Source organism: Ruegeria sp. YTSA075 (assembly GCF_059610245.1).
This window is the reverse complement of sequence record NZ_JBXWNG010000003.1, coordinates 20,054-44,398: the sequence shown is the minus strand read 5'-3', so window position 1 is coordinate 44,398 and position 24,345 is coordinate 20,054. Positions and strand designations below refer to the sequence as shown.

At 57.0% G+C, this 24,345-nt stretch carries 24 protein-coding genes; 7 read left to right on the top strand and 17 right to left on the bottom strand.

The window, feature by feature from the left end:
* Nucleotides 1-29 precede the first annotated feature (29 nt).
* The 4 genes from purQ to purC form a co-directional block, all read right to left on the bottom strand.
* Entirely contained in the window at nt 30-698 is a 669-nt protein-coding gene (purQ, locus tag AC2FGE_RS06190) for a phosphoribosylformylglycinamidine synthase subunit PurQ (RefSeq protein ID WP_353007408.1), read from the bottom strand.
* 25 nt (nt 699-723) lie between these two features.
* Nucleotides 724-954 carry a phosphoribosylformylglycinamidine synthase subunit PurS gene (purS, locus tag AC2FGE_RS06185; RefSeq protein WP_170374301.1) on the bottom strand — a complete coding sequence of 77 codons (231 nt, stop codon included), beginning with the start codon at nt 952-954 and terminating at the stop codon, nt 724-726.
* A 114-nt stretch (nt 955-1,068) separates the two neighbouring features.
* Nucleotides 1,069-1,734, bottom strand: a complete 666-nt coding sequence (locus AC2FGE_RS06180; protein ID WP_496818340.1) for a MarC family protein — start codon at nt 1,732-1,734, stop codon at nt 1,069-1,071.
* A gap of 141 nt (nt 1,735-1,875) precedes the next feature.
* Nucleotides 1,876-2,631 (bottom strand): phosphoribosylaminoimidazolesuccinocarboxamide synthase, encoded by a 756-nt coding sequence (gene purC, locus AC2FGE_RS06175; RefSeq protein ID WP_480498424.1) that lies wholly within the window; start codon nt 2,629-2,631, stop codon nt 1,876-1,878.
* A 186-nt stretch (nt 2,632-2,817) separates the two neighbouring features.
* Here purC and AC2FGE_RS06170 point away from each other — a divergent pair, with 186 nt between their 5' ends.
* Both AC2FGE_RS06170 and bmt read left to right on the top strand, forming a co-directional pair.
* Nucleotides 2,818-3,138, top strand: a complete 321-nt coding sequence (locus tag AC2FGE_RS06170) for a DUF1476 domain-containing protein (RefSeq protein ID WP_480549341.1) — start codon at nt 2,818-2,820, stop codon at nt 3,136-3,138.
* Between the two features lie 124 nt (nt 3,139-3,262).
* Entirely contained in the window at nt 3,263-4,276 is a 1,014-nt protein-coding gene (gene bmt / locus AC2FGE_RS06165; RefSeq protein ID WP_496818339.1) for a betaine--homocysteine S-methyltransferase, read from the top strand.
* A gap of 6 nt (nt 4,277-4,282) precedes the next feature.
* Here bmt and AC2FGE_RS06160 read toward each other — a convergent pair whose 3' ends face one another.
* The 10 genes from AC2FGE_RS06160 to AC2FGE_RS06115 all read right to left on the bottom strand — a co-directional run bounded on the left by AC2FGE_RS06160 (nt 4,283) and on the right by AC2FGE_RS06115 (nt 15,728).
* On the bottom strand, nt 4,283-5,059 hold the full coding sequence (locus tag AC2FGE_RS06160; RefSeq protein ID WP_496818338.1) for an enoyl-CoA hydratase-related protein: 777 nt from the start codon (nt 5,057-5,059) through the stop codon (nt 4,283-4,285).
* 73 nt (nt 5,060-5,132) lie between these two features.
* A complete protein-coding gene (locus tag AC2FGE_RS06155; RefSeq protein WP_496818337.1) occupies nt 5,133-5,588 on the bottom strand; it encodes a cytochrome c-type biogenesis protein in 456 nt (151 codons plus the stop codon).
* Complete coding sequence (locus tag AC2FGE_RS06150) at nt 5,585-7,549, bottom strand: heme lyase CcmF/NrfE family subunit (protein ID WP_496818336.1); 1,965 nt, start codon at nt 7,547-7,549, stop codon at nt 5,585-5,587. Before AC2FGE_RS06150 ends, AC2FGE_RS06155 begins: the two co-directional genes overlap by 4 nt.
* A 75-nt stretch (nt 7,550-7,624) precedes the next feature.
* The gene (locus AC2FGE_RS06145; protein WP_496818335.1) at nt 7,625-8,203 is read right to left on the bottom strand and encodes a holin family protein; all 579 of its coding nucleotides are present in this window, start codon (nt 8,201-8,203) and stop codon (nt 7,625-7,627) included.
* On the bottom strand, nt 8,194-8,805 hold the full coding sequence (locus AC2FGE_RS06140; RefSeq protein WP_496818334.1) for a holin-associated N-acetylmuramidase: 612 nt from the start codon (nt 8,803-8,805) through the stop codon (nt 8,194-8,196). The genes AC2FGE_RS06145 and AC2FGE_RS06140 overlap by 10 nt, the downstream gene beginning before the upstream one ends.
* Before the next feature lie 151 nt (nt 8,806-8,956).
* Nucleotides 8,957-9,403, bottom strand: a complete 447-nt coding sequence (gene ccmE, locus AC2FGE_RS06135) for a cytochrome c maturation protein CcmE (protein WP_496818333.1) — start codon at nt 9,401-9,403, stop codon at nt 8,957-8,959.
* Nucleotides 9,404-9,410: 7 nt separating this feature from the next.
* Entirely contained in the window at nt 9,411-10,439 is a 1,029-nt protein-coding gene (gene argC, locus AC2FGE_RS06130) for an N-acetyl-gamma-glutamyl-phosphate reductase (protein WP_496818332.1), read from the bottom strand.
* 94 nt (nt 10,440-10,533) lie between these two features.
* A complete protein-coding gene (locus AC2FGE_RS06125) occupies nt 10,534-11,343 on the bottom strand; it encodes a glutamate racemase (RefSeq protein WP_496818331.1) in 810 nt (269 codons plus the stop codon).
* Nucleotides 11,344-11,351: 8 nt separating this feature from the next.
* Complete coding sequence (locus tag AC2FGE_RS06120) at nt 11,352-12,230, bottom strand: lysophospholipid acyltransferase family protein (protein ID WP_496818330.1); 879 nt, start codon at nt 12,228-12,230, stop codon at nt 11,352-11,354.
* A gap of 78 nt (nt 12,231-12,308) precedes the next feature.
* Nucleotides 12,309-15,728 (bottom strand): indolepyruvate ferredoxin oxidoreductase family protein, encoded by a 3,420-nt coding sequence (locus AC2FGE_RS06115; RefSeq protein ID WP_496818329.1) that lies wholly within the window; start codon nt 15,726-15,728, stop codon nt 12,309-12,311.
* Between the two features lie 169 nt (nt 15,729-15,897).
* Here AC2FGE_RS06115 and AC2FGE_RS06110 point away from each other — a divergent pair, with 169 nt between their 5' ends.
* From AC2FGE_RS06110 to grxD, 5 genes are all read left to right on the top strand, one after another.
* The gene (locus AC2FGE_RS06110) at nt 15,898-16,806 is read left to right on the top strand and encodes a LysR family transcriptional regulator (protein ID WP_496818328.1); all 909 of its coding nucleotides are present in this window, start codon (nt 15,898-15,900) and stop codon (nt 16,804-16,806) included.
* A gap of 278 nt (nt 16,807-17,084) precedes the next feature.
* Nucleotides 17,085-19,340 (top strand): mechanosensitive ion channel family protein, encoded by a 2,256-nt coding sequence (locus tag AC2FGE_RS06105; protein WP_496818327.1) that lies wholly within the window; start codon nt 17,085-17,087, stop codon nt 19,338-19,340.
* A gap of 179 nt (nt 19,341-19,519) precedes the next feature.
* Nucleotides 19,520-21,679: a phosphoribosylformylglycinamidine synthase subunit PurL gene (gene purL / locus AC2FGE_RS06100; RefSeq protein ID WP_496818326.1), complete on the top strand. Its 2,160-nt coding sequence runs from the start codon at nt 19,520-19,522 to the stop codon at nt 21,677-21,679.
* A 73-nt stretch (nt 21,680-21,752) separates the two neighbouring features.
* On the top strand, nt 21,753-21,989 hold the full coding sequence (locus AC2FGE_RS06095; RefSeq protein ID WP_480827379.1) for a BolA/IbaG family iron-sulfur metabolism protein: 237 nt from the start codon (nt 21,753-21,755) through the stop codon (nt 21,987-21,989).
* A gap of 182 nt (nt 21,990-22,171) precedes the next feature.
* Nucleotides 22,172-22,534, top strand: a complete 363-nt coding sequence (gene grxD, locus AC2FGE_RS06090) for a Grx4 family monothiol glutaredoxin (RefSeq protein ID WP_496818325.1) — start codon at nt 22,172-22,174, stop codon at nt 22,532-22,534.
* A 7-nt stretch (nt 22,535-22,541) separates the two neighbouring features.
* On the opposite strand, the gene AC2FGE_RS06085 is transcribed toward grxD, so the two are convergent.
* From AC2FGE_RS06085 to AC2FGE_RS06075, 3 genes are read right to left on the bottom strand one after another with little or no spacing between them, the layout of a single operon-like run.
* Nucleotides 22,542-22,892, bottom strand: a complete 351-nt coding sequence (locus AC2FGE_RS06085) for an MliC family protein (protein ID WP_496818324.1) — start codon at nt 22,890-22,892, stop codon at nt 22,542-22,544.
* Entirely contained in the window at nt 22,889-23,284 is a 396-nt protein-coding gene (locus tag AC2FGE_RS06080) for a cell division protein ZapA (RefSeq protein WP_496818323.1), read from the bottom strand. Before AC2FGE_RS06080 ends, AC2FGE_RS06085 begins: the two co-directional genes overlap by 4 nt.
* Nucleotides 23,284-24,141, bottom strand: a complete 858-nt coding sequence (locus AC2FGE_RS06075) for a hypothetical protein (protein WP_480827375.1) — start codon at nt 24,139-24,141, stop codon at nt 23,284-23,286. Before AC2FGE_RS06075 ends, AC2FGE_RS06080 begins: the two co-directional genes overlap by 1 nt.
* Nucleotides 24,142-24,345 lie beyond the last annotated feature (204 nt).

The following is a 24,345-nucleotide window of genomic DNA, read 5'->3' as shown; positions in this document are numbered from 1 at the left end:
AGGTACGCGCGCTATGATCTGACCTCAAGTCACGCTGGCGACAGAACGCCCGACAATGCGCGGAACAATGCCGTACCGTCGGTGCCACCATGCCCCTGATCCGCGGCCCGTTCCGGATGCGGCATCATCCCGAGAACGCGACGATTTTCCGACAGGATGCCAGCGATATCCCCGACCGAACCATTCGGATTCTCGGTATAGGTGAACGCAACGCGGTCCTGGTCCCGCAGCGTGGACAATGTATCGTCATCGGCGAAATAGTTGCCGTCATGATGGGCAATCGGGATTCCGATCACGTCACCTGCGTTGTAGCCTTCGGTAAACGGGCTGCTGCTGGTTTCAACCTTCAGGCCCACCGTCTTGCAGATGTACTTCAGGCCCGCATTCCGCAGCAATGCTCCTGGCAGAATGCCGGTTTCGGTGAGAATCTGGAATCCATTGCAGACCCCCATTGCATACCCGCCGCGTTTGGTATGATCGACCACCGCCTGACAGATCGGCGACTGGGCCGCGATGGCTCCGCAGCGCAGATAGTCGCCATAGGAAAATCCGCCCGGAACACCGACGATATCAACGCCGTCCGGCAGCGTCGCATCTTTGTGCCAGACCATATCGACCTGAAAACCGGCTTGCTTGAAAGCCACGGCAAGATCCCGGTCGCAATTCGATCCGGGGAAGACGATAACGGCAGCGCGCATGGCGAACCCTCCTGCTGGGTCTGGATCAGACCAGTTCGATCTCGTAACGCTCGATGACCGTATTGGCCAACAGCTTTTCACACATCTCGGTCACATCCGCTTCGGTCGCGCCCTCTGCAAGCTCCAGATCGATCACCTTGCCTTGCCGAACACCTTCGACCTGATCAAAGCCCATGGCGCCTAGTGCGTGCCGTACCGCCTCACCCTGAGGGTCAAGCACCCCATTCTTGAGCATCACATGCACCCGTGCTTTCATTTTCGCAACTCCACCTGGGGGCCGCTGGCCGGCCCTATTCCGTTGCGCGGGGGATAGCGTGGTTGGGTGCGTTGAACAACCCTGTATGATCCGCAGTTTGCCGCAGGTGGTTTCCTAGCCGTCGCCCTTGGATAAAGCAGGATAATGCGCATCAATCGCATGGAATGTGCCGGTCAAAACCATTTCGACTGCAACGGCCACCAACAATATCGCCATGATACGGGTCACAACGTTGATCATCGTCTCGCCTACAAGGCGCGAGATTTGATCCGCGAACAACAATCCCAACCCGACAATTGCACAGGCAATCAATATCGCAGCACCCAGCGTCAGGATTTCCGCGCCGTCAGACAACTGATGAGAAAACACAATGGTTATCGCAATCGTGCCGGGACCAATGGTCAAAGGGATCGCCAGTGGAACAACCGCGAAATTCAGCTTTCTTTGATGTCCGTCCGCTACGGCGGCCTGATCCCCTGGCGCGCGATCCTCGGATTTCAGCATCGACATACCTATTCCGAAAATGATGATACCGCCCGCGATCCGAAAAGACGGCACATCTATGCCAAAAACCCCAAGAATTTCTTCGCCTATCAGCACAGCGGCTAACGCAATTATCGTGACAGAAATCATCACAACAATCGCAACATGACGCCGTTCCGATGCAGAACAGGTCTTGGTCATGCTCAGAAAGATCGGGATATTGTAGAGAGGGTTGAAAATCGCCAGCACAGCGGCCAAAAACTTCAGGAAAACTGCCTGATCAAACAATTCCGTCATTCGTTAGATCACCCCGACCGCAAGCAATTTGGCTGCTTAGATCCAAACATGATCAGGAACGCATAAGCTGTCAAACTCTCTGGAAAGAAAAAGCGCCGCTCAGGATCAGCGGCGCTCTCACGGAATTCAGACCAGTATCGCCTAGTTGATCAGCGTCGGCTTGGTCACATTGCTTTTGGGAAGAACGCCCAAACGACGCGCGACCTCGGAATAGGCGTCTGTCAGATTGCCCAGATCGCGCCGGAAGACGTCCTTGTCCAGTTTCTGGCCGGTTTCGATGTCCCATAGGCGGCAACTGTCGGGGCTGATCTCATCGGCGACGATCAGGCGCTGATAGTCGCCATCAAAGACGCGGCCGATTTCGATCTTGAAGTCAATCAGGCGAATTCCAACGGCCATCATGACACCGCTCATGAAATCGTTCACGCGCAGGGCAAGGCTGAGGATATCGTCCATATCCTGCTGGCTGGCCCAGCCAAAGGCGGCGATATGTTCCTCGGTGACCAAAGGATCGCCCAGGGCATCATCTTTGTAGCAATATTCGACAATCGGGCGCGGCAACTGCGTGCCTTCGGCAATGCCCAGACGTTTGGACATCGTCCCGGCCGCATAGTTGCGCACGATGATTTCCAGCGGCACGATTTCGCAATTGCGCACCAGCTGTTCCCGCATGTTCAGGCGACGGATGAAATGCGTGGGTACACCGATCTGGTTCAGGCCGTTCATGAAGAATTCAGATAGGCGGTTGTTCAGAACGCCCTTGCCATCAATCACGTCTTTCTTCTCCGCGTTGAACGCGGTGGCGTCATCTTTGAAATACTGCACGATTGTGCCCGGTTCCGGACCTTCATACAGAATCTTGGCTTTGCCTTCGTAGATCTTTTTGCGACGCGCCATGAGCGACCTTTCCAGTCTGAGCAGCGGAAATGAGTCCCGCCGTTTGGCGCCCTCATAGTCCATGCCCCCCTTCCCCGCAAGTTTGCAAGGCAGCGAGACTTTGACACAGCGCAAATCTCTTGCACCCGTGCTGCCGTATGGTCATATCATCATCAGAGTAATCGCAACCCAAGAGGTCCCTGTCTCATGACCACCTTTGACGAACGTGAAAATGCGTTTGAAACGAAATTTGCGCATGACGAAAAAATGCAATTCATCGCCCGTATGCGCCGCAACCGGTTCATGGCTGTCTGGGCCTCGACCCTGAAGGGTGAAACCGTAGAACAGGCGCGCAAATACGGTCAGGAACTGGTCCAAACCGACCTGAAGCACGTCAATGAAGATGACGTCGTCAATGCAGTCAAAAGCTACTTGGGCGATCTTGCCGATGAAGCCAAAATTCGTGCGAAGATGGCGGAACTTCTGGTCGAAGCCAAAGAACAGGTGATGGCCGAGGCCGACATCTAAGTCTCTTTGCAGCGCCACTCATGATCTTCATGAGTATTATGAATTTGATTTGACGCCCCGGTCATGTGACACGGGGCGTCTGTTATTCACAATGGCGCTTTGCGCCAGTTTTCGGGCTTTTTTCATGACAAATGCGCTGACTGACCTGCTGAACACCGCTGATGTAATTCTGGCCGACGGTGCGACGGGGACCAACCTGTTCAACATGGGACTGCAATCGGGTGATGCGCCTGAACTGTGGAACGTGGATTCGCCTGACAAGATCCGGGCTTTGTATCAGGGCTGGGTCGATGCTGGAAGCGATCTGTTCCTGACCAACACATTCGGCGGAACAGCGGCGCGTTTGAAACTGCATGATGCGCAGAACCGCGTGACCGAGCTGAACCGGATCGGGGCCGAGCTTGGCCGCGAAGTGGCCGATGCGTCCGGGCGCACCGTTATTGTGGCCGGTTCTGTCGGGCCCACGGGCGAGATCATGGAACCGGTCGGCAGCCTATCACACAGCGACGCGGTCGAGATGTTCCACGAACAGGCCGCCGCATTGAAAGAAGGCGGCGCAGACGTCCTGTGGGTCGAGACCATCAGCGCCCCCGAAGAATTCCGCGCCGCGGCCGAGGCGTTTGCTCTGGCCGACATGCCATGGTGCGGCACCATGAGCTTTGATACCGCCGGTCGCACGATGATGGGTGTAACCTCGGCCGATCTGGCACAACTGGTCGAAACTTTTGAGAACCCGCCACTGGCCTTTGGCGCCAATTGCGGCACTGGCTCATCGGATATCATGCGCACTGTTCTGGGCTTTGTCGCGCAGGGCACACAACGCCCGCTGGTGTCGAAAGGCAATGCAGGCATCCCGAAGTATGTAGATGGCAACATCAAGTACAATGGCACCCCCGAACTGATGGCCCAATACGCCGTCATGGCGCGGGATGCAGGCGCGAAGATCATCGGTGGTTGCTGTGGCACAATGCCTGCCCATGTCGAGAAAATGCGTGAGGCGTTGGACACAACCGCACGGGCCGAGCGCCCAACGCTGGATCAGATCGCTGATGCGTTGGGGCCATTTTCGTCGGCCTCCGACGGCACCGGAGAAGACACAGCCCCGGAACGGCGCACGCGTCGGCGCCGCCGGGCCTGATCGGGCTCAGCGCCCCTCGAACTTGGCGGGGCGCTTTTCCAGAAAGGCTACGACACCTTCGGCAAAGTCACGCGAACGCCCGCAGTCTCCCTGAAGGCTCGCCTCGGTCTTCAACTGCTGCGTCAGCGTGTTTTCATAAGTGCCGCGCAGCGCCGTTTTTATGGCTGCAAATCCAGCCGTTGGGCCATTTGCCAGATACTCGGCGCGCTTGCGCCAATGCGCGGCGAAATCGTCATCGGCGACCGCCTCCCAAATCAGGCCCCAATCATCGGCCTGACGGGCACTGATCTTTTCAGCAAAAAGCGCTGCGCCCATCGCCTTGGCCAAACCCATCTGGCGCGGCATGAACCAAGTGCCACCGGCATCCGGCAACAAACCGATCCGGGCAAAGGCCTGCAGGAAATAGGCGCTTTCGGTTGCGATCACCACATCGGCGCATAAGGCCAGGTTCGCCCCTGCCCCCGCAGCCGCGCCGTTCACTGCCGCAATGGTCGGCACCGGGCAATCGTGGATCGAGTCGAGCATCGGCTCATATTCGTCGCGCAAGGACCGTTCCAGGTCGATCTTTCCGGTTGATGAGGCGTCGCCCAGATCCTGTCCCGAGCAAAAAGCCGGTCCAGCCCCGGTCAGCACCACGCAGCGCGCATTGCGAGCGGCCTCTTTCATCGCATGTGTAATCTCGGCCCGCATCTGCGTGGTCAGTGCGTTCATTTTGTCCGGGCGGTTGAATGTCAGAACAGCCAGACCGTCCGTGATATCCAACAGGATCGTTTCGTAGTTCATATAAAGTCTCTCCTCACGCCAGATTTTGCGAAACCTGAACTATTCACATCGCAAGGGAAAGTAGAACCGAACGTCAGTCGCTGAGAATCTTGTTAAGCCGCTCTTTTTCCTCATCGCTGAGGGTATCGCTGACCTCGGAGGCATGGGCTTTCGAGCGGTTGCGCACAAAGTTCCAACCCATGCCTGCCGCGATCAGCAGCATGATCGGGCCGGCAAGCCACAACATCAGGTTCGAACCCGAAAGCCGTGGGCGAAGAAGCACATATTCGCCATAGCGGTCGACGATGAAGGCCATCGCTTCTTCGTCGCTATCCCCGGCAACCAGCCGTTCGCGCACCAAAAGGCGCAGATCGCGGGCAAGGTCTGCATTGCTTTCATCAATGCTTTCGTTCCGGCACACCAGACACCGCAATTCGGCGCTCAGATCACGCGCCCGCTGCTCAAGTACCGGATCGTCCAGGACTTCGTCAGGCTGCACAGCATATGCCGGGGCGGCCAACAGCATCATGATCAGGATCAGGCGTTTCATTCCGCCGGCACCCCGGCCGCTGGCGTTTTACGCGCGCCGGCAGCGACACGGAAACGGCGATCGCACAGGCTGAGAACACCTCCCAGCGCCATCATGATACATCCTGCCCAAATCCAATTGGCGAACGGTTTGATATAGGTCCGCACGACCCAGCCCCCATCGGCCTGTTGATCCCCGATCACCACATAGAGGTCCCGAAGAATGCGATAGTCAATCGCGGCTTCGGTCGTGGGCATACGTGCGACGGGATAGTCCCGCTTTTCAGGATGCAGCATCCCCAATGACCGCCCGTTTGTCTCGACTGAAACATCAGCGGTGGTCGAGAAATAGTTCGGCCCTTGAACACGCCGCACATCTTCCAACGTCAAAGTAAACTGTCCAACCTCAAAGGGTGCTCCGGGCTGAGCAACACGGATGTCTTCAACCTCCCACGCGGTCAGACCGGCAATCGCAAAGATCGTGACACCCAAGCCGGTATGGGCAACGGCCTTGCCCCAATCCGCACCGGGCAGACGGAACAGCCGTCTGAAGCTGCCTTTGCGGCCAGTTCGGCTCCAAAGATCAAGGATCGCGCCGCAGGTAATCCAGACCCCAAGAAATAGCCCGACCGGCCCCAGCGCACTGCGCCCCGTCTGCATGGCCCAAACCAAAAGCGCCACGGCCAGCGCCAGCAGAAACGCATAGCGCAACGACCAGGCGGTTTTCCCAAGCTTGCCGCGCTTCCAAGGCAGCAGTGACCCGATCGGCAGAACCAGACCCAGCAGAACCATGAATGGCGTGAAGGCAAAGTTGAAGAAGGGCGGCCCGACCGAAAGTGTCCGGTCAAACATCATCTCGGCCACCATCGGCCACATCGTTCCCACGAAGACGACAAAACAGCTGACTGCCAGCAGGACATTGTTCACCACCAGTGCGCTTTCGCGACTGACAACGCCAAACACACCCTTGGCTTCCATCGTCTGAGCGCGGGCCGCAAACAAGGTCAGTGCGCCGCCAATAAAGAAGACAAGGATCATCAGGATGAACACGCCCCGCTCTGGGTCAGTGGCAAAGGCGTGTACCGAGGTCAAAAGACCCGAACGTACAATGAATGTCCCGATCAGCGAAAAGCCGAAGGCGATGATCGCCAAAAGGATGGTCCAGCTTTTCAACGCCTCACGCTTTTCAACAACGATGGCCGAATGCAGCAATGCGGCTGCAAGCAACCACGGCATGAACGAAGCGTTTTCGACCGGGTCCCAGAACCAGAACCCGCCCCAGCCAAGCTCGTAATAGGCCCACCAGGACCCAAGTGCGATGCCGATGGTCAGAAACACCCAGGCTGCCAGTGTCCAGGGCCGCACCCACCGGCCCCAGGCTGCATCGACACGGCCTTCGATCAACGCTGCAACGGCAAAGCTGAACGCCATGCTCAGGCCCACATATCCCAGATACAGGAACGGCGGGTGAAACGCCAAGCCGGGATCCTGCAGCAGCGGATTTAGATCGCGCCCATCGAACGGCGCCACGGCCAACCTGTCAAACGGGTTCGACGTGAAGAGAATAAAGGCAAAAAACGCCACGGCGACAGCCGATTGCACCGCCAGAACCCGCGCTTTCAAGGTTGGTGGAAGCCCTCCGCCAAACAGCGCGGCCATGGCGCCGAATAAGGTCACGATCAGAACCCATAACAGCATCGAGCCTTCGTGATTGCCCCAGGTCCCGCTGATCTTGTAGATCATCGGTTTCGCCGAATGGCTGTTTTCCACCACGATCCGAAGCGAGAAGTCCGACGTCGTAAACGCCCAGACCAGCGCACCGAAAGACAACGCCGTCAGCAAAAACTGCGAAATCGCCGCAGGTTCGGCGAAGACCATCCAACCGGTCCAGCGTTTTGCTGCCCCGATCAGGGGCACCACGCTTTGCACGATCGCGATCATAAAAGCGAGGATGAGGGCGAAGTGACCGAGCTCTGTAATCATGCTTCGGGATATATCCCTCAAGCAGGCGGTTCGCCAATCACTTTCGCCTATTTCTTCTGCACATAGTGTCGCGGCTCAGGCGCGCTGCAGTCGCTGCCATTCGGTCAATGCCGGATTGTCATCCGCTTGTGTGACCTCGATCTGCAAACCCGCATCCGGGCCCGGATCGGCGATACCTGGGCTGTCACTACGCATCTGCGCCAGACTACGCAAATTGGCCAGCACCTTGGGCGCTCGTATCATCGTATCAGAAATCTCGCGCTGTAACTCCTGCGCCTTGGCCTGATGACGCGCGCCGAAGTAAAATGAAACGATCACACCCAATAGCCACCATAGCGGTTCCGGCACCAGCGCAATGCCCTGCATTCGGGCCGCAAACCACAAGGGATTGATCATCGCAGCCACGAACAAGCCCAACGTCCCCAAAGCCAGCGCCGGGCGGGGCAAACGGTTCAAACCATCCATGAACCGGTCAAACGCGCCCTTGCGCGGCACCTGAAACTCGGCCCCGAATTGCGCCATCGCCTGGCTTTGAACCGTCAATGCCCGCTGCGCACCCTCTTCGGCGTTTTCCTGAAAAACTTCGGCCGTTTCACGCACAACATTTCGCCCGCCACCAAACAGAAAACCCAGGATGTCCGATATCAGCCCCATGCCGCGACCCTCTTTTGAAACTGCGCCGCGCTCAGGTGGTATTTTGGCGACAAAAACTCCTCGGCCCGTTTGATCCAGCCCCCTTTGCCACCCGCACGGCTGCGCGCATATTTGCGCGAGGCGGGTCTGCGATCTGCCAAACGAAAGTAATAGTTCCGCCGCGCCACCCCATAGGCATCGCGCAAGGCAACCTCACCCGGTATCGCTGCCTGCGCACAGGCGCGCATCGTCTGCGGCCCGATGACACCGTCCACTGCGACGTCAAACCCCATCTCGCGCAACAAACGCTGCAGGATCTTAACGGCCTGGCTGCCCGCATTGACATACATGTCAAAAACCGACGCGTGCAGCACGGCAGGTAATGCTGAAATCCGAGGTTTTTCAAAGTAATGCCGTACAAAGATGTCAATCGCTTGCGGCTTGCTCAGCGCGCGCACATCACCTGTGTCAATCTGACCGTCACCCGTCAGATCAAGCCCCAGTCGTCGCATGGTGTGAATGGTCACACCAAAATTCGTCGCGCCACCGGGATCATCCGGATCATCCACAAATCCGCCTTCCCGCGCCACAATCTCTGTCGCTATCTCCCGAACCGTCTGCATGTCGTCCCCTGAATGCTCTGTCAGGTGAAACGGTCGGGCAGTAAACTTAATATCCCCAAACGACACAGGGCGCTGCCCGCCCTTTACGTGCAACACCCCTTGTTCTTCTGTTCAAAAATACCTCCGCCGGAGGCACGCAGCGGCGCTGCGTTCAGCTGTCGCTGGGATCTTGATAAACGCCTTGTTCTTTCAGCGCGTCCATCACCTCTTTCGGCATATAGGTCTCGTCATGTTTAGCAAGGATTTCAGTCGCTTCGAACACACCGTTCACATAGCGACCCGTACCAACCATCCCCTGATTTTCCGAAAACAGATCGGGCAAAACCCCTGTGAACGCCACCGGCACGCTTTCGCCACCATCGGTGACGATAAACCGTACAGTCTCGCCCTGCCCCCGCAGGATCGAGCCTTCCTCGACCAGACCACCAATCCGGAAAACTTCCGTAGGTTCTGGCGGCTCGGCGATCACATCGCTGGGGGACCGGAAAAAATTGATTCCGTCCTGCAAGGCCCATCCAATCAACGCCGTTGAGGCAACCAACGCAACAGCGGCCACCAGAATGACCTGTATCCGACGACGTTTCTTGAGCGATTTCATACGATCCTCACGGGAAAAGCGGGGCCATCATCAGGCCTTTGGTTTCGTCCTCACCTAACATCAGATTGGCGTTCTGCAAGGCCTGGCCACTGCTACCTTTTGTCAGGTTATCCAGTGCCGCAACAACAATCGCGCGCCGCTCGATCCGATCCGCAACCACACCTATGTGGCAGAAATTCGAGCCGCGCACATGGTGTGTCGATGGTGCCTCGCCCATTGGCAGCACTTCGACAAAGGGTTCATCGGCGTAGGCCTTGACCAATGTCTCATAGACGCTCTGCGGGTCGCCCTTCACATAGGTGGTCGCCAGAATCCCCCGGTTGGCCGGGATCAGATGGGGCGTAAACTGTATGTGCACCGTCCGGCCAGCAAGCTTCGAAAACTCCTGATCGAACTCGCCCAGATGCCGATGCGTTCCCCCGACAGCATAGGCATTTGCGCCCTCGCTCAGCTCGGCATGCAAAAGGTTTTCTTTCAGCGCCCGCCCGGCCCCAGACACTGCGCATTTCAAGTCCAGAATGATATCATCCAGATCGATCACTTCGGCGGCGATCAGCGGCCGCAGCACATATTGGCCGGTTGCCGCATTGCAACCGGTGCCAGCGACCAGTCGCGCGGCGCGGATATCGTCTCTGTAGAACTCGGTCAGGCCATAGACAGCCTCTTCCTGCTGTTCCAACGCACTGTGAGGGTTGCTGTACCATTTCTCGTACTCATTCGGGTCCTGCAGCCGAAAATCTGCAGACAGATCGATAATCTTTAAGTCCTTCGGCAGATCCCGGATTACCTCCTGGCTGGTTTTATGCGGCAACGCACAAAAACACAGATCGATCTGAGAAAAATCGATCTCCGAGATTTTACAAAGATCCGGCAAGTCCATATGGCGCAGATGCGGGAACACTTGCGCCATAGACAATCCTGCCTTGCGCTCGGCTGCCAGGGCAACGATGTCCATATTCGGGTGCTCGGAGATCAGCCGCACCAGTTCAGCGCCCGTGTAACCGGAAGCGCCCAGAATTGCGATTTTGTGGGTCATATCAGACCTCTTCTTTACATGTGTCACAGGATGTGACCGCCGATGTGACGGTCTTTATTCTCAGAATATCGTAAAGGATACGCCTTGACCTAAGTCAGGCTGCCTCGAACTTGATTTGTCGTCGGAGGAACTGTGTCGCGCGGTCACTAACAAACCCTGGCTTGCCCGTGGTCAGAAACCCGCTGCCGCCCTTGCCCAGCATATTGGGGTGGCGCTGCAGATAGTCCGCCAGACTTTCGGCAACCAGGTCGCCCTGGCTGAACACCTGTACGTCCGGGCCCAATGCGGCCTGAAAAGCCTCGGCCATTAGGGGATAATGTGTACACCCCAGAATGGCGGCCTGAGGCTCTGGCATCTTGCGTTTGAGCGCATCCACATGGCTGCGCACCAGTGCTTCGGCCAGGATCATATCGCCATCTTCGATGGCATCGACCACACCGCCGCAGGCCTGTGCTTCGACATCGACACCAATCGCCCGGAACGCCAGTTCCCGCTGAAACGCACGGCTGGACACGGTCGCAGGCGTGGCAAATAGCGCCACATGCTTAACCGCCACTTCACGCGGGGGTGAATTGTCGCCCCATTGCCGTTCGGTCAGGGCTTCGATCAAGGGCACAAAGACGCCCAGAACGCGCTTGCCCTCGGGCACACCGGCCTCCTGCATCCGCCGCAGCGCCGCCGCACTTGCGGTGTTGCAGGCCAGAATCACAAGATTGCAGCCGCGATCCCACAGGTCGTGCACGGCCTTACGGGTCAGCTGATAGATATCGTCGGGATCGCGCACGCCATAAGGCGCATGCGCACTGTCCGCATAATACAGGAAATCAACGTCCGGCAGGTGTTTCTGCGCGGCGTTCAGGACGGTCAGACCACCCAAACCGGAATCAAAGATGCCTACTGCCATTTGCCCCTTCAGGCGCGATGCCGTTCCTCGAATTCATAGCCGTAGTCATAAGACTTCAACGGCTTCGGAGACAGCTCATACGTGGCTTTGCGCAGGAAATCCATCATCTTGCGCGTATCCTTGCCCAACGGGTCCAGAACGTCACGCCCGATGGGCTCGCCAATCACCACTTTGACAGGAGTATCCACACGTTTTTTGAACTCTTTGATCAGCAGACCCATGCGCAAAGTGTTGTGCAAATGGCTGGCGATCTGGAACATGCGCGAAGTGTGGCCGTCAAAGAATACCGGCACCACGGTGGCATTTGATTTGGCCACCATCCGCGCGGTGAACCCACGCCAGCCCGGATCCATCGGATAGGCAAACGGGTTGACCGCCGTGCTCACCGTACCCCCCGGAAAAATGCCAATCGCCCCGCCATCGCTTAGATAGTTCAGCGCGGTTTTACGGGTTTCAAGGTTCAGCTTCATCGCCTCTTTCGTCTCGTCGAAAGAGATAGGCAGGATGATGCGATTCAGCTCTTCCGCCTTGCGAAAAACCCGATGCGCCAGAATGCGAAAATCACCACGCATCTCGGATAGCATGTGCCCCATCATCAACCCGTCAAGGATACCATAGGGATGATTGGCAATCAGGATCAGCGGACCGTCTTTAGGGATGTTCGACAACGCTCCGCCAACAATATCCAAGGTCAGACCATAGCGTTCAACCATCACAGCCCAGAAGTCGCGCCCGCTGGCCACGTCTTTTTCGTACCCATCCGCGCGTTTGATCAGACGGATCCGACCAGTTGTGTTTTCCATAAGCTTGATGACCATTCGGCCACCCTTGGTTTCGGCAGAATGGGCATAGGAAATGTCACGAACGACATGACGGCGCGAGGGCATTTACGGACTCCGTTGTTTCGCCTGCATTATAAGTTAAGCGACACTTTTGCCTAGCTCTTGTGACAGATTTGTGACGCCTCATTCCGCCGCAGCGCGCAATTCTGGACCTCCGCTGCGGATGATTGCCAGCAATTCTTCGCGCCTTTTTGCGGCTTTGGCCTCATTTTCTAGCAAAACGGGGCCGAAACCACGGATGTCCAGCGGTAAACGCGCCAAGTCTGCGATGGCGTCGTGCGTGTCCTGCGATAAAAGAGGCAGAACTTGTTTCATGTCACTTTCATATTGCTTGATCAGCGCACGCTCCATCCGGCGTTCAGAGGTATAGCCAAAGATATCCAGCGGCGTGCCGCGCAGCGTTTTCATTCGGGCCAACAATTTCAATGGCCCCATCATCCATTCGCCAAAGGCACGTTTGCGGGGTCTGCCATTGCCATCCGTCCCGCCCAGGATTGGAGGAGCCAGGTGGAAGGTCATTTTGAAATCGCCATCAAACTCTGCCGTGGCCTTGTCACGACTGCTCAGCAGCAACCGCGCGACCTCATATTCATCCTTATAGGACAACAGCTTATGATAGCCTTTTGCCACGGATTCACGCACCGTTTCATCCTGAATGTCGTCGACCAGCTTGCGATAGCGTTTGGCCAGACGCGCTGATTGATAGTCGGTCAGGTGCTGGGCCCTGAAATCGATCATTTGATCCAGCGTCTTTGGCATCTCAGCAACAGAGGGTGACAGGATGGATTGAACATCGACTGGGAACAGAACCGCCCAACGGCCGATATCAAAGGCGCGTTTATTCCGTTCGACCGCTGTGCCGTTCAGTTCGATCGCTGCCATGATCGCGGAATGGCTAACCGGCAAGATGCCCCGCTGCCAGGCGGCCCCGAATACCATCATGTTTGAGTAGATCGAGTCCCCCATGACGGTTTTGGCCAGATCGGTCGCGTCAAACAGGCTCACCCCATCCTTTAGACGTGCCTGCAACGCCAGTTCCAGCTGATCGCTGGGGATGCGGAATTCGGTATCTCGGGTGAAATCACCGGTTACAGTTTCGTGGTTGTTCACTACAGCGCCGGTTTGACCCGTCCGTGTCAAGCCCAGCGTCTTGGCCCCGGCAGAGACAACCAGATCGCCGCCAATCAGCGCATGCGCCTCACCTGTGGCCACGCGTATTGCGCTAATATCCTCAGGTGTGTTCGCCAGACGGCAATGGATGTGGACCGCGCCGCCTTTCTGGGCAAGACCGGCCATCTCCATCATACCAGCCCCTTTGCCGTCGATCTGTGCGGCCTGAGCAAGGATAGCCCCCAGCGTGACAACCCCGGTGCCTCCGACGCCAGTGATAACAACGTTATGGGTCCCGTTGATTTCGGGCAGCTTCGGCATTGGCAGATCGGGTAGATCAAGCTGCTTCGTGGCTTCTTTTCGGATTTTCGCACCTTCCAGCGTCACGAAGGACGGGCAGAACCCGTTCAGGCACGAGAAGTCCTTGTTACAGCTGGATTGGTCAATCGCACGTTTGCGGCCAAGTTCGGTCTCTTTCGGCACGATTGAAACGCAGTTGGATTGCACCCCGCAATCACCGCATCCTTCGCAGATATCGGTGTTGATGAACACACGTTTGTCCGGATCCGGAAACTCGCCCCGCTTCCGCCGGCGACGTTTCTCGGCAGCACAGGTCTGCACATAGACAATGACCGAGACACCCTCGATCTCGCGGAACCGGTCCTGAACCTTCATCAACTCTGCGCGTTCAAAACTTCCCACGCCCGCAGGCAGAGCGCCCAAATTCACGTCTTCCTTTTCGTCATAGACCAGCGCGACATGCTGAACGCCCATGGCCTTGACCTCGGCCACGATCCGTTCGGCGGTCAGATCGCCTTCGTTCCCCTGCCCGCCAGTCATGGCGACTGCGTCATTGTAGAGGATTTTGAACGTCATATTCGTACCCGCCGACAGAGCCGCGCGGATCGCCTGGACGCCCGAATGGTTATACGTCCCATCGCCCAGGTTCTGGAACACGTGTTTGATGGTCGAAAACGGGGCTTCGCCGATCCAGTTCGCGCCCTCACCCCCCATCTGGGTGAAACCGGTCGTCTGACGGTCCATCCACTGCACCATGTAGTGACAACCAATGCCTGCATAAGCGCGGCTGCCCTCAGGTACTTTGGTCGAGCTGTTATGCGGACAGCCCGAACAGAAATACGGCAGGCGCGTTGCGATTTCCTGCGCATTATCAGCCCGGCGCGCCTCGGACAGTTTTGAAAGGCCTGCGCGTACACCGTCTGTGTCGCGGCCTTCTTCGATCAAGATTTCGCCCAACTTCTCTGCAATCATGATCGGATCAAGCGCATCCCGGGTCGGGAACAACTCTTCCCGATGCAACGCCCCTGCGCCGCCTTTGTACCAGCCATAGACCCGCCGACCGCGACGATCGTCAAAGATGGCCTCTTTGACCTGAACCTCGATCAGTTTTCGTTTTTCTTCAACGATCACAATCAAGTCCAGCCCCTCTGCCCAGTCATGGAAACTGGTCATGTCCAGCGGGAAGGTTTGACCGATCTTGTAGGTCGTAATGCCCAGACGTACTGCTTCGGCTTCATCGATATTCAACAGCGAAAGCGCATGGGTCAGGTCCAGCCAGTTTTTGCCTGCCGCGACAAAGCCGATCTTGGCACCGGGCTTGCCCCAAACCCGTTTGTCCAGCTTGTTGGCCCTGCAGAACATCTCTGCCGCGAAGCGTTTATAGTCGATGACACGTGCCTCTTGCAGATGGGGTGTATCGCCCAGCCGGATGTTCAACCCACCCTCGGGCATGTCAAATTCCGGGCGAACCAACCTCATCCTGTCTGGGTTGCCATCCACAACCGAGGTGACCTCAATCGTGTCTTTCATGGTCTTCAACCCGACCCAGACACCCGCAAAACGGCTAAGCGCAAAGCCATAGATGCCGTAATCCAGAATTTCCTGAACGCCCGCCGGGCTGACCACCGGCATATACATATCGACCAAAGACCATTCCGATTGGTGCAACACGGTCGAGCTTTCGCCCGTGTGGTCATCGCCCATGGCCATCAACACGCCGCCATGCTGCGCTGTACCCGCCATATTCGCGTGACGCATTACATCGCCGGACCGATCAACGCCCGGGCCCTTACCATACCAAAGGCCAAAAACCCCATCGAATTTGCCATCGCCACGCAGACCCGCCTGCTGACTGCCCCATAGCGCGGTCGCGGCCAGATCCTCGTTCAATCCGAATTGAAAGGTCACATCGCTTTTGTTCAGATACTTTTGCGCGCGCATCATCTGCTGATCGACCGCGCCTAGCGGCGAACCACGATAGCCGGTCACCAGACCCGCTGTATTTAAGCCCGCATGCCGATCGCGCGCCTTCTGCATCAACATCAGCCGCACAAGCGCCTGCGTCCCGTTCAAAAGAACAGGTGATTTCTCAAGATCAAACCGGTCATTCAGCGAAATCTGTGGCTGACTCATCAGACGTCTCCCTTCGTCAGATCAGTGTGCTTTATCTTCGCGCATATTAGGTCATAATTACTGACCTGTATAGAGTTTATCCACTGAAACCTAAGCATTTCATGGTTTGTTTGTGGAACTTGTTACCTATTTCATATAGGTCTTCCCGAGGATAACGAAAGTTGCGGCGATGGATTGGGACAAGCTTAGAATATTTCACGCAGTTGCAGACGCAGGCAGTCTGACCCATGCGGGCGACAAACTCAATTTGTCTCAATCCGCCGTAAGCCGCCAAATCCGCGCTTTGGAAGAATCACTCGACGCAACCCTGTTTCACCGCCATGCCCGCGGCCTGATCTTGACCGAACAGGGCGAGTTGCTGTTTGACGCCACCTCGGCCATGTCCAAACGTCTTGATACAGCAGCTGCCCGTATCCGCGACAGCGAAGAAGAAGTTTTTGGCGTTTTACGCGTCACCACGACCTTTGGCTTTGGCACATTGTGGCTCGCCCCGCGTCTTCCCAAGCTTTACGAGGAATATCCCGACCTGAACATCGACCTGATGTTGGAAGAACGTGTACTGGACTTGCCCATGCGCGAGGCTGACGTAGCCATTCGCATGAAAGAGCCCAGCCAGGCCGATCTGGTACGCAAGCGCCTGATGACTGTTCAGATGATGCTGTATGCAACGCAGGAATACATTGAAACACATGGCGGCATGCTGAGTTCGCTGGAGGACATCAAGGATCACCGCCTGATCTGCCAGACCCCAGCCGCCCCGCAGGTAGGCGCAAGCGCTGCAATGGTGCGTCATTTGATGACCTGCAATCCACATTCACTGCTGACTGTGAACAACTATTTCGGCGTGCTTCAGGGTGTTTTGCACAATCTCGGGATCGGCGTGCTGCCGGATTATGTCACGCAAGACTTCCCGCACTTGCTTCCTGTTCTGGCGGATATCGAAACCGCGGATGTCCCTGTCTATCTCGCCTACCCCGAGGAGTTGCGGCATTCCAAACGCGTCGCGGCCTTCCGCGACTTTGTACAGGACGAGATCATCGAACAGCGTAAACAGCTGAAAAAGATGGGTAAACTCTAGATATGCGCTGATGGCATATCGGACATGCTGAATGCACAGGGTGTTATTCCTTGAACGTTTGCAAACTGCCACCTAAATGATCTCTCGAAGGCGGTGATGCTGAAACGCTCATCATCTTCATACCTCCCTGTTGGACTACGGCCGAGCTTAGTGCTCGGCCTTTTTTTTGGTTTGACGGCATTTGCATCCCTCAAGGCGCGAATAAATCTGGGAAAACAGGCAGGTGCACCCTATGATCACAAAAAAATGATCGCATATCTAAGATCGAGGGAAAATTCATGCTTCACCCACTCCGCCTGATTTTGGCGCTGGCCTCAATCGTGTTCCTCACCCTCCCGCTTCATGCGCAGGTTCCTGGGACCCCATCAACGGATACGCCGACCAGCGTGACAATCCCAGACGACCTGACACCGGAACAGGTAGATGATATGGTTGCGCGCATGTCGGATGATCAGGTCAGGTCAATCCTGCTGGAACGTCTGGACGCGGTTGCTGAGAAAAACGCAGCCAACGCTGAAGAGCACGAAGACCCGATCACCGAGATTAACGAGATCTGGGCCGAGATGGTCGCATCTTGGACTCATGTTATTGCCACAATACCGAATTTGTTCAGCGCACAGGCGCATGCAGTCGAGAATTTTATCGAGAAGTTTGGTGGCAATGGTGCGTTACTGCTGATCGGTCTCATTGCCAGCGTTCTGGTCGTTGGATTTGTGGCTGAAAAATTGTTTGGTTTGCTCACGCGAAAATGGCAACCCAAAGCAGAGGTCGCGGATGAAAACGATCTTTGGGGCGCGGTCAGCTATCTTTTCGTCCGATTCTGCAAGGAAATCGCCGGCCTTGTCGTCTTCTATGTTGTTATTCGAGCCGCCGGCCGTGGGCTTTTGACACCCGAGCAAATAACCTACGCTGCTCCGTTCGTGTTCTATTTGATCTGGGTCCCACGTCTTGGCGCCGCGGCATCACGGTTCGTTCTTGCACCAAACAAAGCGGAATTCCGGCTGGTCAATATTGACGACCATTGGGCGAAATTCCTGCATCGCAATTTGATCGGACTATTGATCCTCGTGGGCTTCACTTTGTTCCTGCTGCATTTCAACGGCCTGAACGGCGTGACAAGCGGCGAAACACGTATCGGTTTCTGGTTGAATGCTGGCACCCACATCTACATCGGTGTGATCGCATGGAAAGCGCGCGAAGGCTTATCTCAGATGATGCTGGGTACTGACCCGGATCACACCAAGTTCGACGAGGAAGTCGCCCACTACTATCCTTACTTCGCAATCGGTGTATCGGCGGTGATTTGGCTCCTGGTGGAATTCCTTGCCGCTCAGCGCGATCCGGCGATCCGACTTATCTTGCTGCAAGGTGCTCATTTCACGACCATGTTCTGGTTGTTGATCGCTCCGGCGCTAGACACATTGATCAGGGGTTTGGTCCGCCACCTTCAGCCACCAATGCTGGGCGATGGGCCTGTAGCGGAACGAGCGTATAAATCCACCAAGCGCAGCTACATTCGGATTGGCCGTGTTGTGGCGGGAATTTTCGTGATCCTGATGATCGCGCGTGCCTGGAACCTGAACCTAAGTGAAATCGCTGGTGGCGGCGGGGAAGAAGGCAGTCGTGTCATCCAGTTCTTTATCATCATCGCTGTGGGTTACATCCTGAACGAAGGTGTCTCGCTTTGGATCAACCGCCGCCTGGCGAAAGAGATGACCGCATCCGAGCAGAGCCCGGATGAAGAGGCCGGCGAAGGCGGTGGCGCGGGTGGCTCTCGTCTGGCGACCGTTTTGCCGCTTCTGCGTGTGACAGCGCAGGTGGCGATCGCGGTCATCTTCGCGCTTCTGGCACTCGGGGCCCTGGGGCTGGATATCACGCCGCTTCTGGCCGGTGCTGGTATCCTGGGTCTCGCCATCGGTTTCGGCGCCCAGAAACTGGTTTCCGACATCGTCGGCGGCATCTTCTTTCTGGTCGATGATGCCTTCAGGGTCGGCGAATATGTGGACGTGGGCGGAACAACCGGCACGGTCGAGAAAATCTCGATCCGGTCGATGCAGCTGCGCCACCACCGCGGGCCGGTGCACACCATTCCCTATGGTGAGATTCAGAAACTGACCAATTACAGCCGCGACTGGGTCATTATGAAACTGAAATTCACCGTGCCTTTCGATACCGACCCCAACAAGGTCAAGAAGATCTTCAAAAAGATCGGTGCAGAGATGATGGAGGACGAGACCCACAAGGATGGCTTCCTGCAGCCGTTCAAGTCTCAGGGCGTTTTTGACTTTGATGATGTGGGCATGATCATCCGCGGCAAGTTCATGGCCAAGCCGGGCAAGCAGTTCACATTGCGCAAGGAAATCTTCAACCGGGTCAAGGCATCGTTCAAGGAAAACGGTATCGACTTTGCTCGCCGCGAGGTGCGCGTTGCGATCCCAGGACTGGAAGAGGTTGAAAATCTGACCGAGGAGCAAAAAGCAGCCGTTGGGGCCGCTGCGGCAGATGCGGCCAACACCGCACAGAAGCAGCCCTAAGCCGATCAAACAGCCATTGCTTTCGACCTCTGGGACCAGGGGATCTGGACGGAACCGGTTGCGATACCGGTTCCGTTTTTCTTTGGACATATTCGGGTGCGCCCACTTGGCCCTTTCCACAGGCGGCCCCTTGCCCTAAAAGGCGCCCAATCTCAGCCCATTTGGACACAGGACAGACGATGCAAGAGCCCGCCATCACACCCGATCTGATTGCTGCACACGGGCTCAAGCCCGAGGAGTATGAGATGATCCTCGACATCATCGGACGGGAACCCACCTTTACCGAGCTGGGCATCTTTTCTGCCATGTGGAACGAACACTGTTCCTACAAGTCATCCAAAAAATGGCTGCGCACCCTTCCGACCGAGGGGCCCCAAGTCATCTGTGGACCGGGCGAAAATGCTGGTGTGGTCGATATTGGTGACGGTCAGGCGGTGGTTTTCAAAATGGAAAGCCATAACCACCCGTCATACATCGAACCCTATCAAGGTGCAGCCACGGGCGTCGGCGGCATCCTGCGCGACGTCTTCACAATGGGCGCGCGCCCGATTGCCTCGATGAACGCTCTGTCCTTTGGCGAGCCCGGCCATCACAAGACCCGCCAGCTGGTCAATGGTGTGGTCGAGGGCATCGGTGGTTATGGCAACTGCTTCGGCGTCCCGTGCGTGGGCGGCGAGGTTCGGTTCCATCCAGCCTATAACGGCAACTGTCTGGTTAACGCTTTTGCAGCCGGACTGGCCGATAGCGACAAGATTTTCTACTCCGCCGCCTCGGGCGTCGGTATGCCGGTCGTCTATTTGGGCGCGAAAACCGGGCGCGATGGCGTTGGCGGCGCGACCATGGCCTCGGCCGAATTCGACGACACAATCGAAGAAAAACGCCCCACCGTTCAGGTCGGCGATCCCTTCACCGAAAAGCGCCTGATGGAAGCCACGCTGGAGCTGATGCAAACCGGTGCCGTGATCTCGATTCAGGATATGGGGGCTGCGGGCCTGACCTGTTCCGCTGTTGAGATGGGTGACAAGGGTGGTCTGGGCGTGCGTCTGGATCTGGAGAACGTCCCCCAGCGTGAAGAGAACATGACGGCGTATGAGATGATGCTGTCGGAATCGCAGGAGCGCATGCTGATGGTCCTAAAGCCCGAACTTGAGGCCGAGGCCCGCGCCGTGTTCGAAAAATGGGATCTGGATTTCGCCATCGTCGGAGAAACCATCGCCGAAGACCGCTTCCTGATTATGCATAATGGCGAGGTCAAAGCCGATCTGGTCCTGTCGAAACTCTCCTCAACCGCGCCGGAATACGACCGCCCATGGGAACCAACGCCCGAAGCAGAGGAGTTGGCAGATGTGCCCCAGATCGATCCCATCGATGGTCTGCGCGCCCTGCTCGCCTCACCGAATTATGCCGGCAAGCAATGGGTCTATGAACAATATGACACCATGGTCATGGCCGACAGCGCCCGCACGCCCGGTCTGGGGGCCGGGATGGTCCGCGTGCACGGTACCGACAAGGTTCTGGCCTTCACCAGCGACGTGACCCCACGCTATGTGCGCGCCAACCCGGTTGAGGGCGGCAAGCAAGCGGTGGCCGAAGCCTATCGCAACCTGACTGCTGTCGGGGCCAAACCGCTGGCGACCACCGACAACCTGAATTTCGGCAACCCCGAAAAACCCGAGATCATGGGCCAGCTCGTCGGTGCCATTCAAGGCATCGGTGCCGCCGTTGGCGCACTGGACGTGCCCATCGTATCAGGCAACGTCTCTCTGTATAACGAGACAGACGGTCAGGCGATCCTGCCCACGCCGACCATCGGTGCGGTTGGCCTGCTCAGCCACAGTGATGAAATCATCGGCAACGAGGTTCGTGAGGGCCATGTGGCTCTGATGATTGGTGAAACCCAGGGCCATCTGGGCCAATCCGCCCTGCTGGCCGAGGTGTTCAACCGCGAAGACGGCGACGCGCCGCATGTCGATCTGGATGCCGAAAAGCGCAATGGTGATTTCATCCGCGCCAATCGCGAGATGATCAAGGCCTGCACCGATCTCGGCGATGGAGGTCTTGCACTCGCCGCGTTCGAACTGGCCGAAGCCGTCGGTGTCGGCGTACATCTCGACGAGGCCCCGACCGAGTTCCTGTTTGGCGAAGATCAGGCGCGCTATCTGGTCGCCTGCAACTTTGATCAGGCCGAGGCGCTGATGATTGCCGCCGGTCAGGCCGGTGTGGCGCTGGTGTCGGTCGGGCGCTTTACCGGCGATACCGTGAAAATTGGCGGCTCTGAAGCGCCGTTGGCGGAGTTGACCGAAACGTTCCGTACCAGTTTCGCGGCTGCTGTCGCCTGATCCTGCGCAGCACGTCTTGCGCGGGCTCACATGCCGCTCTACATCTTGGGAAAGACCTTCAGGAGAAACCTACATGCCGATGAGCGCCCACGAAATTGAAACCCTGCTGCGCGAGAGCTTTCCGAATGCGGAAATACAGGTTGGCGGCAGCGATGGCGTTCACATGTCCGCCATGATCGTGGATGAGAGCTTTCGCGGAAAAAACCGCGTGCAGCAGCAACGCGCTGTCTACGCTGCCTTGAAAGGCAAGATGGACGGTCCAGATGGAGATCTGCACGCGCTGGCGCTGACCACAAAAGTGCCGGAGTGATCAAGTTTCTTTGGAAGGTTCTGAAATCAATGGATGGCTGGAATCCGCCCGATCCCGATGAGAAACCACCATTGGGAATGGAAGCGACTGACCTAGACCTAGTAAAGAAAACAAACGACGAAAACGCGTGGCGACAAGGATTAAACGACAGCCATAGACGCGATCTTTGAAGGAAACGCAAAATGACCGATGTTAAAACCCAGATCGACGAAACCGTCAAAGCCAATGATGTTGTGCTGTATATGAAAGGCACCAAAGAGATGCCGCAATGTGGGTTTTCGTCCCGCGTGGCCGGTGTGCTGAATTATATGGGCGTCGATTATGCGGATGTGAACGTTCTGGCCGATGAAGCGGTGCGCCAAGGCATCAAGGACTATTCCGATTGGCCGACCGTTCCTCAGCTTTATGTCAAAGGCGAATTCGTCGGTGGCTGCGATATCATCACCGAAATGACCCTGTCAGGTGAGCTGGACACACTGTTTGACGAAAACGGCGTTGACTACAACAAAGACGCCGCAGACAAAATCCGCGACGCAAACGCCTGATCCATCCTTAACGGCTGGTACAGTTCTGATAGATAATCTGCTCGTCGGCGGCACCTTCTGTCGCCGCATAGCTTATGCTTGCATCCCATCCTTTTGAGCGCAGGATATACGTCCCGTTGGTATTGACGGATTCATAGCGAATGCCCGACCCGCTTTCGACCTGACGCATCGAGACAAGGGTGTTGTCCAAGACCGTCGCCGCAGCGCCAGACCCATCTGCGGCGTTAAAGTAGGTCACAGGCAGTGGCACGCCATTCTCACAGGTGAAGCTCACGGTCAGAATGTCGATTTCTGCGGATGCACCTGATGCAGACAGGGTCAGAACGGCGGTACAGGCCAAAGATCGCATAATGGTCATTGGGATTTCTTCTCCTCGATCACGGAAGCCAAGGCTTCGGCCCGTGCGGCCAGTTCGGCCAATGTGTCAGTTACCGACGGGGGCACCACGGCTACTTCAACCCGTTCCGGCTCTGGCGCAGGTGCGGCGCGTAACGTGTTCAGCTCGGCCTGAACCTCGGCCAGTTTGCTTTCCAGTGCCTTGACCTTGTCATCCGTCGCTGCGGTTTTGTCGGCCAGCATCAGCCCTGCCATCAACAGCATCCGTGCCTCGGGCATCCGGCCAATCTGATCTGATAGAACCTGCGCTTCGTCATCCAGCATCTTGGCGGCGCTGTGCAGAAACGCCTCTTCCCCGTCCTGACAGGACACTTCAAAGCCGCGTCCGCCGATATGAATGGTCACTTCGGGCATCACTCTACCTCACCTTCTGCCAGTTCCGCTTTGCTGAGCAAGGGCTCAAGCCGGGCGAGAATGGCATGTGCCTCGGACGCATCCGAGGCCTGCTCCGCGCGGGTCGCCTCCAGTTCAGCAGCCGTGGCCTGATCCAGCAATTCAACGACCGACAGCCCCTGCTCTGCTGCCCCGCGCAATTCATCGAGCGAGCTTTGCAGCATCGCGTTCGCCTTGCGCATCCGTTGCAGATCGCTGTCCAGACGCGACATTGCCGCCCCATGGCTGGCCCGTTCGGCACGCAGCATATCAAGTTCGGCGTTCAGATCATCCACCCGTTCGGTATCGGCAAGTTCTGACCGCAGCCGGCTATTTTCCGCCTCAATCTGTTTGGATTGTTCCACCAGCACCCGCAACTGATCCAACTCGGCCTGGATGGGCGCAGTATCGGCCAGCATGTCCATTTCTGATCGAAGCTGCGCATTCTCGGATTTTAAAGCGTCAAGCTCTTCTGAGTTTTCCAGCGCCTCTTTGGCCTCGGCCAGTTCCAACCGGGCGGCCTCAACGCTTGCAAGTTTGGTCGATGCTTCCGCCAGCTGTTCACGCAGCCCCTCGACCTCGGCGTTGTCACCAGACGATGCCTGCGCCTGATCCAGTTCAGCGCGCAGGCTGTCCATTTCCTGATCATGCCGTTCTTTCAGGGACTTCAATCGTTCCTGCAATTGGGCATTGGCGACCCGCTCCTCCTCAAGCGCGATCTTCAGGCTGTCATCCACCGGTTCGCCGCCGGGGGCCGCGTGCTGCATGGCATCGACACCTGCGCCGATACGTTCCATCGCGGCGATGATGCGATGCTGTAGTTCCTCGATTTGGCTCATGCCCCTGTCACCTCTTTATCAAGGTTCGTTCTGTTGCAGGGCGATCCGAATCAACATCACGCCCGGCCTGCGCCTAGTCTAGCGGAATGCGATGGAAAATACCCACTGTTTGGTTTCAACAACTTGGACTGCGCTGTTGAAGCACAAACCCTATGCAAAACCCGGTTCTACTTGCACTTTGAGGGCTGGATGGTATTGAGCCGC

Bases quoted from the DNA above. Each gene is read 5' to 3' on its own strand.
- purQ (WP_353007408.1), bottom strand. From the start codon at position 698: ATGCGCGCTGCCGTTATCGTCTTCCCCGGATCGAATTGCGACCGGGAT.
- purS (WP_170374301.1), bottom strand. From the start codon at position 954: ATGAAAGCACGGGTGCATGTGATGCTCAAGAATGGGGTGCTTGACCCT.
- AC2FGE_RS06180 (WP_496818340.1), bottom strand. From the start codon at position 1,734: ATGACGGAATTGTTTGATCAGGCAGTTTTCCTGAAGTTTTTGGCCGCT.
- purC (WP_480498424.1), bottom strand. From the start codon at position 2,631: ATGGCGCGTCGCAAAAAGATCTACGAAGGCAAAGCCAAGATTCTGTAT.
- AC2FGE_RS06170 (WP_480549341.1), top strand. From the start codon at position 2,818: ATGACCACCTTTGACGAACGTGAAAATGCGTTTGAAACGAAATTTGCG.
- bmt (WP_496818339.1), top strand. From the start codon at position 3,263: ATGACAAATGCGCTGACTGACCTGCTGAACACCGCTGATGTAATTCTG.
- AC2FGE_RS06160 (WP_496818338.1), bottom strand. From the start codon at position 5,059: ATGAACTACGAAACGATCCTGTTGGATATCACGGACGGTCTGGCTGTT.
- AC2FGE_RS06155 (WP_496818337.1), bottom strand. From the start codon at position 5,588: ATGAAACGCCTGATCCTGATCATGATGCTGTTGGCCGCCCCGGCATAT.
- AC2FGE_RS06150 (WP_496818336.1), bottom strand. From the start codon at position 7,549: ATGATTACAGAGCTCGGTCACTTCGCCCTCATCCTCGCTTTTATGATC.
- AC2FGE_RS06145 (WP_496818335.1), bottom strand. From the start codon at position 8,203: ATGGGGCTGATATCGGACATCCTGGGTTTTCTGTTTGGTGGCGGGCGA.
- AC2FGE_RS06140 (WP_496818334.1), bottom strand. From the start codon at position 8,805: ATGCAGACGGTTCGGGAGATAGCGACAGAGATTGTGGCGCGGGAAGGC.
- ccmE (WP_496818333.1), bottom strand. From the start codon at position 9,403: ATGAAATCGCTCAAGAAACGTCGTCGGATACAGGTCATTCTGGTGGCC.
- argC (WP_496818332.1), bottom strand. From the start codon at position 10,439: ATGACCCACAAAATCGCAATTCTGGGCGCTTCCGGTTACACGGGCGCT.
- AC2FGE_RS06125 (WP_496818331.1), bottom strand. From the start codon at position 11,343: ATGGCAGTAGGCATCTTTGATTCCGGTTTGGGTGGTCTGACCGTCCTG.
- AC2FGE_RS06120 (WP_496818330.1), bottom strand. From the start codon at position 12,230: ATGCCCTCGCGCCGTCATGTCGTTCGTGACATTTCCTATGCCCATTCT.
- AC2FGE_RS06115 (WP_496818329.1), bottom strand. From the start codon at position 15,728: ATGAGTCAGCCACAGATTTCGCTGAATGACCGGTTTGATCTTGAGAAA.
- AC2FGE_RS06110 (WP_496818328.1), top strand. From the start codon at position 15,898: ATGGATTGGGACAAGCTTAGAATATTTCACGCAGTTGCAGACGCAGGC.
- AC2FGE_RS06105 (WP_496818327.1), top strand. From the start codon at position 17,085: ATGCTTCACCCACTCCGCCTGATTTTGGCGCTGGCCTCAATCGTGTTC.
- purL (WP_496818326.1), top strand. From the start codon at position 19,520: ATGCAAGAGCCCGCCATCACACCCGATCTGATTGCTGCACACGGGCTC.
- AC2FGE_RS06095 (WP_480827379.1), top strand. From the start codon at position 21,753: ATGCCGATGAGCGCCCACGAAATTGAAACCCTGCTGCGCGAGAGCTTT.
- grxD (WP_496818325.1), top strand. From the start codon at position 22,172: ATGACCGATGTTAAAACCCAGATCGACGAAACCGTCAAAGCCAATGAT.
- AC2FGE_RS06085 (WP_496818324.1), bottom strand. From the start codon at position 22,892: ATGACCATTATGCGATCTTTGGCCTGTACCGCCGTTCTGACCCTGTCT.
- AC2FGE_RS06080 (WP_496818323.1), bottom strand. From the start codon at position 23,284: ATGCCCGAAGTGACCATTCATATCGGCGGACGCGGCTTTGAAGTGTCC.
- AC2FGE_RS06075 (WP_480827375.1), bottom strand. From the start codon at position 24,141: ATGAGCCAAATCGAGGAACTACAGCATCGCATCATCGCCGCGATGGAA.